The sequence below is a fragment of the Sporomusa termitida genome (assembly GCF_007641255.1).
GTDB lineage: Bacteria > Bacillota > Negativicutes > Sporomusales > Sporomusaceae > Sporomusa > Sporomusa termitida.
In genome coordinates, this window is sequence record NZ_CP036259.1 from 3935164 (window position 1) to 3949033 (window position 13870).

A 13870-nucleotide genomic window follows, 5' to 3' on the forward strand; every position below is an offset into this window, starting at 1 on the left:
CCGTATTTTGCTTACTAGTCTGCCCAATTTGCCGCAAATACTTGTAAAAGTCGCTAAAACTATGTTTATCTACAGGCAAGGCCGGATAAATACCGCTGGATTTCTCATAATAATAATAACTAAAAATTTACCAACAGGAGGTACCATGAAACTTATATTGCGTACGAAAATCATACACGCTGTTGTCTGCCTCGTGTTAGTAGGACTGCTGGCCGCCGGCTGCAGCAACAACATGACACCGGTTGATCCGAACGGATCGGCGCCGCCGGCTGCCCCGTCCCCGGCGACGCCGGTTCCGCAGGAACACAAAGTCACTTATAATTATGGTGATACCGGCCCCATTCAGCTCTCAGCCAACAATCTGGTGTTAACCGTAGGCCAAAAGCTAATCCTGGCCCCGGCCCCCGGCCTTACCAAAAATACCCGCTTTATCTCCAGCGGCGAGAATTTCTTTGGTGATATCATGCAGCAGGAGGGTGACACCGGCACCGGCCAGGTAGTATTTGTCGCTAAGAAAGCCGGCAAAGGCAAACTCCAGATTATCCCCAACACCAATGAGACCAGCAGAGCCACCGATCTGTGGGTTACAGTACAATAAATAAACAGCGCCCACTCGCTGCAGCAGCAGCGAAGCGGGCGCTGTTTATTTCATTTGACCGGCCCGTAAACCGGCAGGGTTAATTTTTGTACCGTTTCTTAATCGCCGTCACAATCGGCACCGTGATCGCGGTGGCAATAATCGCCTCCGGCACCCCGTTCACCAAAGCAATACCGTAAATGACCTTGGCGGTGGTGGCCAGGTCAATTCCCCTCACCTCGGCAAACTGAGCGGCATATAAAACATAAATCATCGTCAGCACACCAAACGTATTGGTCAGAGAACCGATCAGGGCTCCGGTCCCGATCCGCACCCCTTCATGCTTGCTTCTGGTCCATTTGTATGCATAATAGGCGGTAATACCGATAAGCACCCTTGGCAATACGGACACCAGGGGATTAATAAAGGCAAACGACAGAATGTTCGGGGCCATCAGGCTTTGGACAATGCTGAACAGCCCGAACAGCAGCCCGATCATCGCCCCGACCGCCGGCCCTTCCAATATGGCCCCGATAATAACCGGGATCTGCATTATTGTCGCCTTGGCTGTCGGCAGCGGAATAAACCCATACCCGGAAAGCCCCAAGATAATCGATATTGCCGACAACATGCCGACAACGGCAATCTGCCGCACCCCAAATCTGCCAGTAGTACGTAACGCTTCTGATTTTCCCAATCCCATTTCCTCTACCTCCGTTCTTATTCCCGCAGGATATAAGTCGATTTCTTTGCTTCTCCCAATTTCACCAGTCTGGTTAATAAAATACCAGCTATCTTGGTGCTCCGCCTAACATATTACCACACTTCAAATAAATTTTGTATAGTTTTTTTTACTATTTTTCCGGCCGGACATTGTCCGTCCCCGTAAGGCTTAAGGCCGCCGGCCGGGTGCTACCGCCCGGGTATCAGCAAACAGATTAACTTAGCGAACTGATTGAATACCGGTAATATCATCAGGGAGGAAATAATATTAAACAGGGTGTGAATAACAGCAACCTGGCCGCTGAAATCATCTGTAAACAGGCCGGCGGCGCTGATAAGCCAATGGGTCAGCGGGAAAAAAACAATAACACCCAGTACATTCAGGAGAATATGCGACATGGCAACCCGCCTGGCCGCCACAGGGGCAGCCGCGCTAAACACAACCGAGGATACGCAGGAGCCGATATTATTGCCATAGATTACATAGGCGGCAGTACTGATATCAACAAGCCCCATATCGGCCAGCAGCATTAGCAGCACGGTAGCGGCACTGCTGGATTGAAACATCAGGGTTGCCAGAATGCCGCCCCAAATCCCATACAGGGGCTGGGAATTAGCCAAAACCAGATATTCGGTCATTTCACTCATTTGCGCCAGACCGGAAATCCCGGTTACCAGCAGCTCCAGCCCGGCAAACATGCTTAATAAGCCGGTGAGAGCCAGCCCCAGGTTGCGCTGTTTGGCCCAGATGCACAGCAGGAGCGACAGCGACAGCAGCGGCAGGATATATTCTATCGGCACCGACAGGCTTACCAGCTGAACGGTGGAGCAGGTGCCGATATTGGCGCCCAGGATGATCCCCAGCGCCTGGCGGAAAGACATATAGTCGGCGCTCACCAGGCCGATGGTAATCAGGCACACGGTGGTGCTGCTCTGGAATAAAGCGGCCGTAATCGTCCCCAGCACCAGGCCCCGGCCCGGCGTCTTGGTCAGCTTTCCCAGCACCCCCTGCAGCCGGTGCCATAAGGCCTTTTTCAACCCGTAGCGCATGACAGAAATACCGCCCAGCAGCAGGGCCAGCCCCAGCAGGATATTCAGCATCGCCAACCCCTCCCGGTTCCAAATTCCCTGTTATTACAATATGACGGCAGCGGCCGGCATATGTTTGTTGAGCAGGCTCATTAAAATAAGCACTTGCCCTGGCAAGTGCTTATTTATATCTGTTAACCCCGGGACTGCAACCTGGCGGGGGCCGTTTTCCCGGCCAGAAACACAATACCGCCCAGTACCAGCAGCATACCGCCGGTAACAAGAAATACCGGTCTGATGCCCAGCCAGGAGCTGATGCCTCCGCCCAGCAGCGGCCCGACCATGCTGCCCAGTTGATTGGCTGTCGTTGTCAGGCCGAAGATCCGCCCCTGCGAATTGGCATCACTGCAGGACACGGCAATCGTATTAATCGCCGGAAACACACCGACGATAAATAACCCATAGAGAAATTGCAGGCCGGCGAACTGATAAATATCACCGGCAAAAAACTGGCTGAGATTAAAAAGGCCGGCGCCCGCAAAAGCAACTACCAGTATTCTGAGGAAACCGGCCCGCTGCCCCAGCCGCCCCCACAGCGGGGCGGAGATCGCGCCGGCCACCCCGGCCAGACTATAGACAATACCGGCGGTAAATACAACCCCCGCAGCATTCCCCTGCAATTGGACAACATACAACGTGATCAGCGGCTGCAGGATCATACTTACCGCCTGCACTGCAAACAGCAGCAGCAGCACAGCCATCAGCCGCCGGTTGCGGAAAGCAGCCCGCAGATCGTCCCTGATACTGCTTTCCGGCTGGACCTGACAGTGTTTCGGCTCAGCCACCAGGGCCCCTACCATCAGGGTCCCCAGAAAAATGATAACGGCTGCCGCCACAAAGGACAGCCGCATCCCAAACAAATGGGTCAGGGTGCCGCCGATGACCGGCCCTAATATTCCGCCGGTCAGCAGGGTGGTTTGCATGATCCCCAGGCTGAAGCCCATTTTAGCGGGCGGGGTGGAGGCCGCCACAATCGCCATTGAAGCTGGAACAAAACCACTGGCTACCCCCTGCAGGACCCTGACAGCAAGCAGGTCGGCCGGGTTTCTGACAAAGGCCCCCAGCAGATAAACAGCGGCCAGGCTAAACCCGGCCCGCAGGATCATCCGCCGCCGGCCGCTTTGGTCGGCACGGCGCCCCCAGTAGGGGGCCATGACGGCGGCAATGAAAAAAGTAACGGAAAATATAAAGCCGGACCAGAGATTCACCCGGTCGGGGCTTACCCCGATCTCCAGCAGATAGAGGGGCAAAAAAGGAATAACCATCGTATAACTTGAGCCTGACAGCATGACTGCAAAGGCTAATGTCCAAAGATTCCTGCGCCAATTCAATACTAAGACTCCTCAAAATCAATTCCCCGGCAAAGGCTTATAAATATTCTACCACCGGCACCGGCTCAACAGCAACGACTCGCCACCGGCACACCGCCCAGAATCTGCCAGCGCCGGCCTGACAGGATATTGCGGCCGAACAACGAATCATAGTATACAATTGCAAAATTAGAGAGCAAACAAGAAGGTGATACCATGCTCCGGGTCATTATCAGGAGTTTTCTTTGGGCTGCCGCCTGCGGCAAAAGCCTGCGCGCCCCGCAGGGCGGCTTAGCCGGCAGGAGCCTGGTTATCCTGCGGCCCCGGTACTGCTGCCAGGCTGCACTCCTGCTGTTCCTGACTTTATATTCACCCTTTCACAGGCTGCTGCTTAAAGCAACCTATGCCCAGGACTGCTGAAGAGCTTATATCAGCAGCAGAAGACGACCCCTGGTCCCAGCTGCGGGGGGTCGTCTTGTGCTGTCCGGCCAGTATGTTGTCCTTGGGCAGGGTCAGTTCTAGAGCTTATCCGAAAAAGGTCTAACCGTTGCCAGCGGCTTTCTCCGGCTGATCTATAGGATCATCATATGCTTAAGGCCAAACGCTCTGTTATCAGCAGAGCGTTTTGACTGTTGTCAACCTATGTTTATTGTAACTCATTTATTCCGTTTTTAAAAGGATTTGTTGGCCCACATCACCAGAGAGCTGACGGCTGTCCAAAAAACCGGTATTAAAATCCCCGCTTACAAACACTTCGTCGGCCAGCAGCTGTTGGTGAAACGGGATGGTTGTCTCGATCCCCGCTATGACAAACTCAGCTAAAGCCCGCTGCATCCGCGCCAGGGCTTCCGGCCGGGTCCGGCCCCAGACAATGACCTTGGCGATCATGGAATCATAATAGGGAGTAATTTCCCAGCCGGCATAGGCAGCACTGTCAATCCGGACGCCAAACCCGCCTGGCGGCAGATATTGGTCAATAACCCCCGGTGACGGCCGAAAATTTTCAGCGGGATTCTCGGCATTAATCCGGCACTCCAGCGCCCAGCCGCGGCTCTGCACCCCGTCCTGGGCGACGGAGAGGGGCTTGCCGGCGGCTACGGCAATTTGCTCTTTGATTAAATCCAGCCCGGTCACCAGCTCAGTGACAGGATGCTCAACCTGGATGCGGGTATTCATCTCCATAAAATAAAACCGGCCATGCTTATCAAGGAGAAATTCCACCGTACCCGCCCCCTGATAGTTAACAGCCCGGGCGGCCGCTACCGCCGCCTGCCCCATTTGCTGCCTGAGCGCCGGACTAAGCGCCGGCGACGGCGATTCTTCGACCAGCTTTTGGTGGCGGCGCTGAATGGAGCAATCCCGTTCCCCCAACTGGATTATCTGGCCGTATTGGTCGGCCATCACCTGAAACTCGATATGCCGGGGCTCTTCCAGAAACTTTTCCAGATAAACATCGGCGTTGCCGAAGGCCAGCTCCGCTTCTTTCTGCGCCTGGCGGACCGCCTTGCGCAAGGCCGCTTCATCGCCGGCAACCCGCATGCCTTTACCGCCGCCGCCGGCCGTCGCCTTGACAATAACGGGGTAACCAATGGCAGCGGCTACGGTTACGGCTGTCTCAACGTCGGCAATCACGCCTTCTGTGCCGGGGACAACCGGCACACCGGCCTGCTGCATAGTCTGTCTGGCCACCGCCTTATCGCCCATAGACCGGATAGCGGCAGCGGCCGGGCCGATAAACACCAGGCCGCCGGCCGCGCAGATGTCGGCAAAATCCGCGTTTTCCGCCAGAAAACCATAGCCGGGATGAATGGCGTCGGCCTGGGTCGCCGCGGCCACACTCATCAGGGCGGCGATATTGAGATAACTGTCTTTGGCCGCGGCCGGGCCAATGCAATAGGCTTCATCGGCCTGCTGCACATGCAGGGCCTGACGGTCTGCGGCTGAATAAACAGCAACCGTGGCAATTCCCAGCTCCCGGCAGGCCCTGATAATTCTGACGGCAATCTCGCCCCGGTTGGCTATCAGTATTTTTTTAAACATGACACCACTCCATCAAAAGACTAGGAAGTACATTAAAAATATGTTGACGGTCAGCAGGATCAGGGCTGTTGGCACCTGGGCCTTGATTACACCGTTCTTGTCAGGCAAATCCAGCAGGGCGGCAGGCACAATGTTGAAATTAGCCGCCATCGGCGTCATTAACGTGCCGCAATAACCGGACAGCATGCCAATGGAGGCCACAATCGCCGCATTGCCGCCATGCATCTGGACAATCAGCGGCAACCCGATGCCGGCTGCCATCACCGGAAAGGCGGCAAAGGCATTCCCCATAACCATGGTAAACAGGGCCATGCCCACCCCGTAAGCCAGGACAACCATAAACCTGTTATCAACCGGAATGGCCGAACTGACCAGGCCGGCTACAACCTCCCCGACACCGGCAGCGGCAAACAGGGCCCCCAGGGTGGCCAGCATCTGCGGCAATACCGCCGCCCAGCCGATAGCATCAAACAGGCGGCGCGATTCTCGCACAGGCTGCAGGCCTTTATCCCGGGTGAGGAGCATGGCGAACACCAGCGCCAGCACACAGGCAATGCCCAGGCTGACCAGGGTAAGATTAGCTTTTTCGAGAAGTTGCAGGCCGCCCAGCTTGAAATCCTTCAAGCCCAGGGTGCCAAACACAGTAACAGCCGGGATTAACAGCGCCGGCATAAGCAGCCAGTTGCCCAATTTCCTGGCCTTGGCCGTACGCTGCTCCAGGGTTGCTTCCTCATGCCGGCCGGTGCCGACACCGCCAAAGCCGGCAATCACGGCCATAGCAATCACCAGGACCCCCATATATACAGGACTGATCATAGTGCCAAACAGAAATACGATCGAATACAAGCCCCAAAAAGTCCCGGTCAGCAAACGCTTGGGATTATTTTTATCCAGAAAGGAAAGCAGGGCTACAACCGCAATCAGCGCCCCCAGTACATAATAAATATGATCAAGACTAATTAGCATGGTTGTTCAACTCCTTTGCACCGGGGCTGCCGGTAAGCGCCTGCTGTACTTCCCGCTGAATAGCGCGGTCCAGCAAAAACAGGCGGGTACCATGAATAATAAAAGCGGCAATCGCCGTGGGAATCCCCCACAGGGCTATTTGTAAAGGCTCCAGGAAGATGCCGTGCTGCTCATAAAACCCTTTCATCAATAAAACCGCACCAAAGGCAATAAAGATGTCTTCACCAAAAAAGAGACCCACATTGTCGGCCGAGGCCGAAAACGCTTTAATTTTGTTCCGGGTATTTTCCGGCAGCGGCCCGAATTTATTTTCCGCCGCCGCCTCGGCCATGGGGGCAATGAGCGGCCGCACCAGCTGGGCATGGCCGCCTAAAGCCGTCAGGCCGACGGCAGCAGCAACCTCCCGGATAAACAGATACAGAATCAGGAGGCGCCCGGTAGTGGCAGCCTTAATTTTACCGATTATAGACAAGGCCTGCTCTTTTAAACCGTTGCGCTCCAACAGGCCGATAACCGGTAACGTAAGCAGGAATAAGGGCAGATAGCGGTTTTTCACAAAGGCTTCGCCAAAGATAGTGAGAATCCTTTCCATGGACAATCCCCCGGCCAGGCCGGTGACAATACCGGCGGCGACAACTACCAGCAGCGGGTTAAACCTCAGGGCAAACCCAATAATAACGACAACAATCCCCAGAAGAGTCATATCTCTCGCTCCTTCATTTTTTCTTTATCGTCTAAAAACCGGCGCTCAGCTGCGTTGCTCCTCCCTGACTACAAACAGGGGCTGTCCGTATTCCACAAGCTCGCCGTCCCTGACCAGCACCTCAACGATCTCCCCCTCGACGCCGGCCTCAACCTCATTAAACAGCTTCATAACCTCAAGGACACAGACCACCGTATCGGCACTGACTTTCTGTCCGGGTTCGGCAAAGGGCCGGGCCCCCGGCTCCGGCGCGGCGTAAAAGGTCCCGATCATCGGCGCCGTAATCTTATGGCAGCCGGCCCCGCCGTCCGGGTCCGGCCGCTCCTCCGGCCGGGCTGCGGCCGGGCCGGCCGTAGCGATGGTGGTGGTTACCGGGGCACCCCCGCCGTCTTTGGCAATCGCCAGCCGGGTTCCCCCCTGCTCCAGTTCAAAGCGGGTAATGGCCGATTCGTTTATCGCTTTAATAATCTCCATGATTTCAGCAAGTGTAAGCATTTCTTCCCCCCTGATCAAACTTTCATTTTCAGGCCAATCGCCGTCCGCAGGGCGGCAATGGCTTGTTCCCGTTCCCGGTACAGCCGGGCAGCCTCATGCACGGTAATTTCTCTAAACCTTATTTGGCCGCCCGGCTTTATCTGAGCGATCCTGGCAATATCGACCTGGGCAACCTGGCCGATTTTCGGATAACCGCCGGTTGTCTGCCGGTCAGCCAGCAATATGATCGGCTTGCCGTCCGGCGGTACCTGGATAGTCCCCAGGGCTACCGCTTCCGATACCATCTCCAGCGGCTCTTTAAGCAGCAGCGGCGGACCGGCTAACCGGTAGCCCATCCGGTCCGACTGGGGGGTAACGGTAAATACGCTGTCCCGTAATTCAGCCTTACTCTCAGCCGTAAACTCCTCAAACTGGCTGCCGCGCATGACCCGCACCGTCACCGGCTCGGCATCGGGCCCCTGCCGTTCCCCGCCGGCATACCAGGGCGGATAACCTACCGGCCCGGGGGCTGCCCGGCAGGACAGCTGCCGGCTGATAGGGAGCGCAAGCGGCGGCGGCGGATTAACCGCCAGCACATCGCCGGTCTGCAGCGCCCGGCCCTGATAGCCGCCGATGCCGGCCCGCAGGTAGGTGCTCTTGCTGCCCATTACGCCGGCAACCTGATAACCGCCGGCCACGGCCAGATAAGCCCGGCAGCCTGACCGGCAGCGGCCAAATTTTAAAACACTGCCTTGTTTAATATATACGGGCCGCCCCAGCGGCACGGGTGTGTCGCCGATGGTGGGCGACAAGTCCCCGCCGGTGACGGCCGCCAGCATATCGCCTTCAAACCGGAGGACCGGCCCCAGCAGGGTTATTTCCAACCCTGCTTCGGTCTCGTCATTGCCGACTAACAGATTAGCCACCCGCAGCGAGCAGGCATCCATGGCGCCACTGACAATGACCCCATAGCGCTGATAGCCGTATCGCCCCAAATCCTGCACAGTGGTAAGCAGCCCGGGGCGCAGAACAGTAATGCTCATTGGCCTGCCCCCTTTAATTGCCGGTATTCCTGCGGACAAATTGGCCGGAACCGGATCAGGTCACCGGCGCAGAGCAGGGTCGGCGGGTCGGCGGCGGGACAAAACAGGTCTAAGGGGGTGCGGCCAATCAGCTGCCAGCCGCCCGGGGTTGTGATCGGATACACACCGGTCTGCAGCCCGGCTATGCCAACAGATCCGGCCGGAATGGCCGGACGGGGCGACTCGCGGCGCGGGGCGGCAATCTGTTCCGGCATGCCGCCCAGATAGGGAAACCCGGGCGCAAACCCCAGCATGTACACAAGATACCGGCCGCCGCTATGCAGCTCAATAACCGCATCAACCGTGAGGCTGTTGTGTTGGGCCACAAACCCCAGGTCAGGACCGAATTCCCCGCCGTAACAGACAGGTATCTCTACCACCCGGGGCGTACCGGGCGGTTCCTGCTCCAGCTGACTCACAATCGCCTGCAGGCGGGCGGCAACCGTATCGCCGTCAAGCCGGACGGGATCATAAAAGACGGTAACACTGGCGAACGCTGCCACATATTCCACCAGCCCCGGAAAAGGATTATTGTCAAGATAGTGGCTTACTGCCTTTACCTGCCGGTGCAGTTCCGGATGAATCCCCTGGCCGAAGGCCAGCGTAACGGCCGTTTCGCCAAACGGCACGATGCTGACAGACGCCGGGCAGGCACCTATGGTTTGTTGCAAAACTCATCACCCCGTTATTAAAACTAATTGGACGCCGTCTAGAGGAATGTCCCTGCCGGCTGAACACCAATACCGGTGCCGGCCAGCGTTTCCCGGATATGGCGGGCAAAAGCCAGAGCGGCGCTGCCATCGCCGTGAATACAGACCGTATCGGCCTGCAGCGCCACCTCGGTTCCGCACCGGGCGGTTGCCTGGCCTGACCGGACCATGCGGACCACCTGGGCGACCGCTTGTTCATGGTCGGTAATCAGGGCATCGGGCTGACTGCGCGGCGTCAGTGAGCCGTCGGCCTGGTACGTGCGGTCGGCAAACACCTCCTGGGCGGTTCTCAGGCCGGCTTGGGCCCCGGCTTTGACCAGTTCACTGCCGGCCAGACCAAAAAGAATCAATTCAGGGTTAACTTTGTAGACCGCTTCCGCGATGGCCTCAGCCAGCTGCGGTTGTCTGGCCGCCATATTATACAGCGCCCCGTGGGGCTTAACATGCTGCATCCGGCCGCCTTCGGCTTGGATAAAGCCGGCCAGCGCCCCGATCTGATAGACCACCATATCGAACACTTCCCGGGGCGAAACGGCCATCTCGCGCCGGCCGAAGCCGATTAAATCAGGCAGCCCCGGATGGGCGCCAAGGGCCACCTTATGGGTGAGGGCCAGACTTACGGTTTTGTGCATTACCCCCGGATCACCGGCATGAAAACCACAGGCAATATTAGCCGAAGTGACATACTTCAGTATTTCCTCATCCGCCCCCAGTGTGTAGGCGCCAAAACTTTCCCCCAAATCACAATTCAAATCAATCCGGTACATATCTGTTCACTCCTTTTTTGTTGCACCTGGCTCGGCATACAAAAAAGGCACATCAAACAAATATAACTCTGTTTGAAGCGCCTTTGCTTCTTACAACATCTCATTATTTTTATGTGTTTTATCATACCACTGTAAACCGGCCAGGTAAAATTGAAAAATTAAATAGGGCAGTTCAATTTTCTTGAACTGCCCGTTAACGGCCTCTGGCCAGCGCTTGCAACAGGCGCTCTGCATATTGCAGCTCGGCAATGGCCTCAGACTCGGCCACAGCGGTAAACCGGATCTTATCACCGGTCCTGGCCTGGGCCAGTCTGGCTAAATCCACCTGAATCACATAGGCAATTTTGGCAAAACCCCGGGTAGTTTGATGATCGGCGGTAACAATATAAGGCATACCGCTGGACGGTATTTGCACAGCCCCAAGGCCGACGGCATCAGAAACAATATCAGCCTCTTTGCCAATCGGTATAATCTTGGGTCCTGTCAGGGAATAGCCGGCCCGGTCCGACTGACTGCCGACCACATAGGTACTGGCATAAAAGGTGTCAATCGCCGTACTGGTAAACATCGTGTCCTGCGGCCCCGGGATCACCCGCAAGGTCAGCTCCGGCCCATACCGCCTGATAAATTGCCCGGGCACCCGCCGGGGAACAGCCGGGCCGGCAGAGCCTGTCCCCACATATAAGACATCGCCCTGGCGCAAAGGCCGGCCCTCATACCCCCCGATTCCGGCCCGCACATAGGTTGACCGGCTGCCGAGCACAGACGGTACAGCAATGCCCCCGCACACCGCCAGATAGGTGCGAAAGCCGCTGGTCACAGCCTCAAACCGGAGCTCCCCCTGGCGGGGAACAATAAAGGACGACCAGTTGGTAATTGGCCTGCCGCCAAGCCTGCCCTGCATATCGGCCCCGCAAACAGCAACAAACTGCTCCTCATCAAATTTAAACGCTGCCCCCCGGTGCGTCATCTCGATAACGGCGGCATTGTCCGGGTTGCCTGCCAGCAGATTGGCCAGCCGGTAAGCATATCTGTCCATAGCCCCCGCCACAGGCATTCCGTACGCCTGATACCCCCAGCGTCCGCCATCCTGGACTGTGGTAAAGTCCCCCGGCAACAGCGTGGTAATCATATTTGTTCACACCTTTTATCCGCAATAATGGTTTCCAGTTGATAGACACCGGCAGCAACAGCCCGGCGGATGGCAAAATAGTCATCAATCCCAATGCTGGTAAATTGTACATAGTCGCCGGCAGCAACAAGGAACGGTTTGCTGCGCTGCGGGGCAAAAGCTTTGAGGGGAGTGCGGCCGATAAGCCACCATTCGCCCGTACTTTCGATCGGGTAAAAACCGGTTTGATTACCGCCAATGCCCACAGAACCAGCCGGTACCTTGTTGCGCGGTGTTTCCTGCCGCGGTACCTCAAGCTGAGCCGGCAGGCCGCCCAGATAAGGAAAGCCGGGCGTAAACCCCAGCATATACACCAGATAGGGTTGCCCGGTATGCGCTGTAATCACTTCCCGGACCGACAGACCGGTATACCTGGCGACGAAATCCAGGTCCGGCCCCAGCACACCGCCATAACAAACAGGCACATTGACAATACGGGCTGGTAAGCTCAGCATGGTCACCGGGTTCAGCCGGGCCAGCAGCGTCTCAACAAGTTCAGTTAAATCCTGCCGGCTGAGAATTAAAGGATCAAAATAAATACTGACAGAACGGTAGGTGGGCACAACCTCCCGGATACCACCCTGGTTTAAGTCCAGCAGCAAGCTTGTCAGCTGCAGGACCAAAGCATTGATTGCCGGCGAAATAACGGTGCCAAACTCCACGACAAGTCCGTACTCACCGGCCAATTGCAGTTTAACAGCCTCGGGAAACACCTTCATGCCGCCATCAACTCACTTCACTTAAGTAATCTTTCCTGCACTAATTTTATAAACGCCCGTATGGCATGGGAGTGCCATTTATCTTTATGATACACCAGATAAGCACCGGTCTTAAGGTCAGGTCCCTGCCACGGCAAGGCCGCCAGCAGGCCTGTTTCAATCTCTTTTTTGACAGCGATAAGCGGCAGTATGGCTATACCCAGATTAGCAATGACAAATTGTTTGATGGTTTGAATCTGACCTATTTCCAGCACCGTCCGGGCCTGAACATCGGTTTTAGCCAGGATCTCTTCCAATACCCGCCGGTAACTGCTGCCGGCATCGGTAAAAACAAAAGTCTGCCCCTGCAAATCTTTTACCCTTACTTTTTTCTGCCTGGCAAGCCGGTGCTGCGGCGCCGCCACCATAACTACCGGTTCGGGCCAGAGCAGCTGGCCGACCAAATCGGCGTCTTTGATATTCTTTTCCAGGAAAAAGGCCAGGTCCATCATGTTTTTTCTTAGTAACAGCCGAAAATCGCTGGCAATACCCAGTTTCAGCTTCAGGCCGACATCAGGGTATAGTGAAGCATATTCTTTCAATACATCAGTTAAATAATACACACACAATGATTCAGGCATACCGATGATAACCGGCCCGCGGGGCACTGCAAAATTATCAAACTCATTTTTGGCGTCATCGGCCAGCTTGGCAATCTGCTCGGCATAATCATACAGCCTTTCCCCATCCGTTGTCAGCATCAGCTGATGCCCAAACCGTTCGAACAAAGCGGTAGCCAGTTCTTTTTCCAGTAATTGAATATGGGTAGTGACTGTGGATTGGGTATAGCCCAAAAACTGGGCGGCCTGTGAGAAACTGCCCAGTTTTACAATCGTGATAAACGTCTTTAATTGCCGGATTTCCAAAAAATCAGCCCTCTTTCTGCCAACAGCTAAGGAAAAAGTACCCATATACCTACCGGCTAGTAGGTTATGGGTACTTTCTATGCAGCGTGGACTATGTCCTGCTAAAAAAATCTATTTTGTCCGCCCTATGGCGCAAAACCGGCCGCAGCCAAAGTTTTTAATATAAACAGTACTGCCGTCCTCATCCTGCACAGCCAGACAATCCCCCACCAGGTCCGGCACTGTAGCCTTCAGCAGTACTGCCATCCTTGTAATAAGCCCCTTCCCCGGGCGCCAGCGGTCAGCTTCATAATGTTCGATCGCCGCCGCCGACACGCCCATAGCCTCTGCCAGTTCTTCCCGGGTCAGGCCGCAGCGTTCGCGCAACATCCGGATCCTTTCCCCGATCATATCGTCCCCTCTTTATTCTCCGCGCTTTTTTGTAATCCTCTGAGTTTTTTCTCCAGATTATCAGCCACTATATATTTCCACCCGTTTGCGGTTTTAGTACTTATATCACTATTATTTAACTATACTCGCAGCGGTAATAAAAAGAAAGTGCTGATTAACGCAACGGCAGTGCAAGGCGCAGGCTGGCCTGGCATTACCGGGCATTGCCCCTGTGTTTCTCAGATTATCTCGATAATGCTTCTTG

16 protein-coding genes are annotated in these 13870 nt (G+C 55.7%); 2 read left to right on the top strand and 14 right to left on the bottom strand.

The window, feature by feature from the left end:
• The first annotated feature begins 145 nt into the window (after nt 1-145).
• A complete protein-coding gene (locus SPTER_RS18455) occupies nt 146-598 on the top strand; it encodes a hypothetical protein (RefSeq protein WP_144351731.1) in 453 nt (150 codons plus the stop codon).
• 79 nt (nt 599-677) lie between these two features.
• Here SPTER_RS18455 and SPTER_RS18460 read toward each other — a convergent pair whose 3' ends face one another.
• From SPTER_RS18460 to SPTER_RS18470, 3 genes are all read right to left on the bottom strand, one after another.
• Nucleotides 678-1280 carry an ECF transporter S component gene (locus SPTER_RS18460; protein ID WP_144351732.1) on the bottom strand — a complete coding sequence of 201 codons (603 nt, stop codon included), beginning with the start codon at nt 1278-1280 and terminating at the stop codon, nt 678-680.
• 209 nt (nt 1281-1489) lie between these two features.
• Nucleotides 1490-2401 (bottom strand): Na/Pi cotransporter family protein, encoded by a 912-nt coding sequence (locus tag SPTER_RS18465; protein ID WP_144351733.1) that lies wholly within the window; start codon nt 2399-2401, stop codon nt 1490-1492.
• Between the two features lie 122 nt (nt 2402-2523).
• Nucleotides 2524-3720 carry an MFS transporter gene (locus SPTER_RS18470; RefSeq protein WP_144351734.1) on the bottom strand — a complete coding sequence of 399 codons (1197 nt, stop codon included), beginning with the start codon at nt 3718-3720 and terminating at the stop codon, nt 2524-2526.
• A gap of 195 nt (nt 3721-3915) precedes the next feature.
• Between SPTER_RS18470 and SPTER_RS18475 the strand changes: the two genes are divergently transcribed.
• A complete protein-coding gene (locus SPTER_RS18475; protein WP_144351735.1) occupies nt 3916-4119 on the top strand; it encodes a hypothetical protein in 204 nt (67 codons plus the stop codon).
• Between the two features lie 240 nt (nt 4120-4359).
• Here SPTER_RS18475 and accC read toward each other — a convergent pair whose 3' ends face one another.
• The 11 genes from accC to SPTER_RS18530 form a co-directional block, all read right to left on the bottom strand.
• Nucleotides 4360-5739: an acetyl-CoA carboxylase biotin carboxylase subunit gene (gene accC, locus SPTER_RS18480; protein ID WP_144351736.1), complete on the bottom strand. Its 1380-nt coding sequence runs from the start codon at nt 5737-5739 to the stop codon at nt 4360-4362.
• Between the two features lie 12 nt (nt 5740-5751).
• Nucleotides 5752-6705, bottom strand: a complete 954-nt coding sequence (locus SPTER_RS18485) for a DUF979 domain-containing protein (protein ID WP_144351737.1) — start codon at nt 6703-6705, stop codon at nt 5752-5754.
• The gene (locus SPTER_RS18490) at nt 6695-7408 is read right to left on the bottom strand and encodes a DUF969 domain-containing protein (RefSeq protein WP_144351738.1); all 714 of its coding nucleotides are present in this window, start codon (nt 7406-7408) and stop codon (nt 6695-6697) included. Before SPTER_RS18490 ends, SPTER_RS18485 begins: the two co-directional genes overlap by 11 nt.
• Nucleotides 7409-7453: 45 nt before the next feature.
• On the bottom strand, nt 7454-7903 hold the full coding sequence (gene accB, locus SPTER_RS18495) for an acetyl-CoA carboxylase biotin carboxyl carrier protein (RefSeq protein ID WP_144351739.1): 450 nt from the start codon (nt 7901-7903) through the stop codon (nt 7454-7456).
• A gap of 14 nt (nt 7904-7917) precedes the next feature.
• On the bottom strand, nt 7918-8925 hold the full coding sequence (locus tag SPTER_RS18500; RefSeq protein WP_144351740.1) for a 5-oxoprolinase subunit C family protein: 1008 nt from the start codon (nt 8923-8925) through the stop codon (nt 7918-7920).
• Nucleotides 8922-9635, bottom strand: coding sequence for a 5-oxoprolinase subunit PxpB (pxpB, locus tag SPTER_RS18505; RefSeq protein ID WP_144351741.1), 714 nt, complete (start codon nt 9633-9635; stop codon nt 8922-8924). The genes SPTER_RS18500 and pxpB (SPTER_RS18505) overlap by 4 nt, the downstream gene beginning before the upstream one ends.
• A 38-nt stretch (nt 9636-9673) precedes the next feature.
• Complete coding sequence (locus SPTER_RS18510; protein ID WP_144351742.1) at nt 9674-10441, bottom strand: LamB/YcsF family protein; 768 nt, start codon at nt 10439-10441, stop codon at nt 9674-9676.
• 193 nt (nt 10442-10634) lie between these two features.
• The gene (locus tag SPTER_RS18515) at nt 10635-11573 is read right to left on the bottom strand and encodes a 5-oxoprolinase subunit C family protein (RefSeq protein WP_144351743.1); all 939 of its coding nucleotides are present in this window, start codon (nt 11571-11573) and stop codon (nt 10635-10637) included.
• The gene (gene pxpB / locus SPTER_RS18520) at nt 11570-12331 is read right to left on the bottom strand and encodes a 5-oxoprolinase subunit PxpB (RefSeq protein ID WP_144351744.1); all 762 of its coding nucleotides are present in this window, start codon (nt 12329-12331) and stop codon (nt 11570-11572) included. Before pxpB (SPTER_RS18520) ends, SPTER_RS18515 begins: the two co-directional genes overlap by 4 nt.
• A gap of 17 nt (nt 12332-12348) precedes the next feature.
• On the bottom strand, nt 12349-13236 hold the full coding sequence (locus SPTER_RS18525) for a LysR family transcriptional regulator (protein ID WP_144351745.1): 888 nt from the start codon (nt 13234-13236) through the stop codon (nt 12349-12351).
• 111 nt (nt 13237-13347) lie between these two features.
• Entirely contained in the window at nt 13348-13626 is a 279-nt protein-coding gene (locus tag SPTER_RS18530; RefSeq protein WP_144351746.1) for a helix-turn-helix domain-containing protein, read from the bottom strand.
• Nucleotides 13627-13870: the final 244 nt, after the last annotated feature.

Excerpts from the sequence above, each read along its gene's own strand:
- SPTER_RS18510 (WP_144351742.1), bottom strand. The coding sequence starts at position 10,441 with ATGTACCGGATTGATTTGAATTGTGATTTGGGGGAAAGTTTTGGCGCC.
- SPTER_RS18490 (WP_144351738.1), bottom strand. The coding sequence starts at position 7,408 with ATGACTCTTCTGGGGATTGTTGTCGTTATTATTGGGTTTGCCCTGAGG.
- accC (WP_144351736.1), bottom strand. The coding sequence starts at position 5,739 with ATGTTTAAAAAAATACTGATAGCCAACCGGGGCGAGATTGCCGTCAGA.
- SPTER_RS18465 (WP_144351733.1), bottom strand. The coding sequence starts at position 2,401 with ATGCTGAATATCCTGCTGGGGCTGGCCCTGCTGCTGGGCGGTATTTCT.
- accB (WP_144351739.1), bottom strand. The coding sequence starts at position 7,903 with ATGCTTACACTTGCTGAAATCATGGAGATTATTAAAGCGATAAACGAA.
- SPTER_RS18455 (WP_144351731.1), top strand. The coding sequence starts at position 146 with ATGAAACTTATATTGCGTACGAAAATCATACACGCTGTTGTCTGCCTC.
- SPTER_RS18515 (WP_144351743.1), bottom strand. The coding sequence starts at position 11,573 with ATGATTACCACGCTGTTGCCGGGGGACTTTACCACAGTCCAGGATGGC.
- SPTER_RS18530 (WP_144351746.1), bottom strand. The coding sequence starts at position 13,626 with ATGATCGGGGAAAGGATCCGGATGTTGCGCGAACGCTGCGGCCTGACC.
- SPTER_RS18475 (WP_144351735.1), top strand. The coding sequence starts at position 3,916 with ATGCTCCGGGTCATTATCAGGAGTTTTCTTTGGGCTGCCGCCTGCGGC.
- pxpB (WP_144351744.1), bottom strand. The coding sequence starts at position 12,331 with ATGAAGGTGTTTCCCGAGGCTGTTAAACTGCAATTGGCCGGTGAGTAC.
- SPTER_RS18500 (WP_144351740.1), bottom strand. The coding sequence starts at position 8,925 with ATGAGCATTACTGTTCTGCGCCCCGGGCTGCTTACCACTGTGCAGGAT.
- SPTER_RS18460 (WP_144351732.1), bottom strand. The coding sequence starts at position 1,280 with ATGGGATTGGGAAAATCAGAAGCGTTACGTACTACTGGCAGATTTGGG.
- SPTER_RS18485 (WP_144351737.1), bottom strand. The coding sequence starts at position 6,705 with ATGCTAATTAGTCTTGATCATATTTATTATGTACTGGGGGCGCTGATT.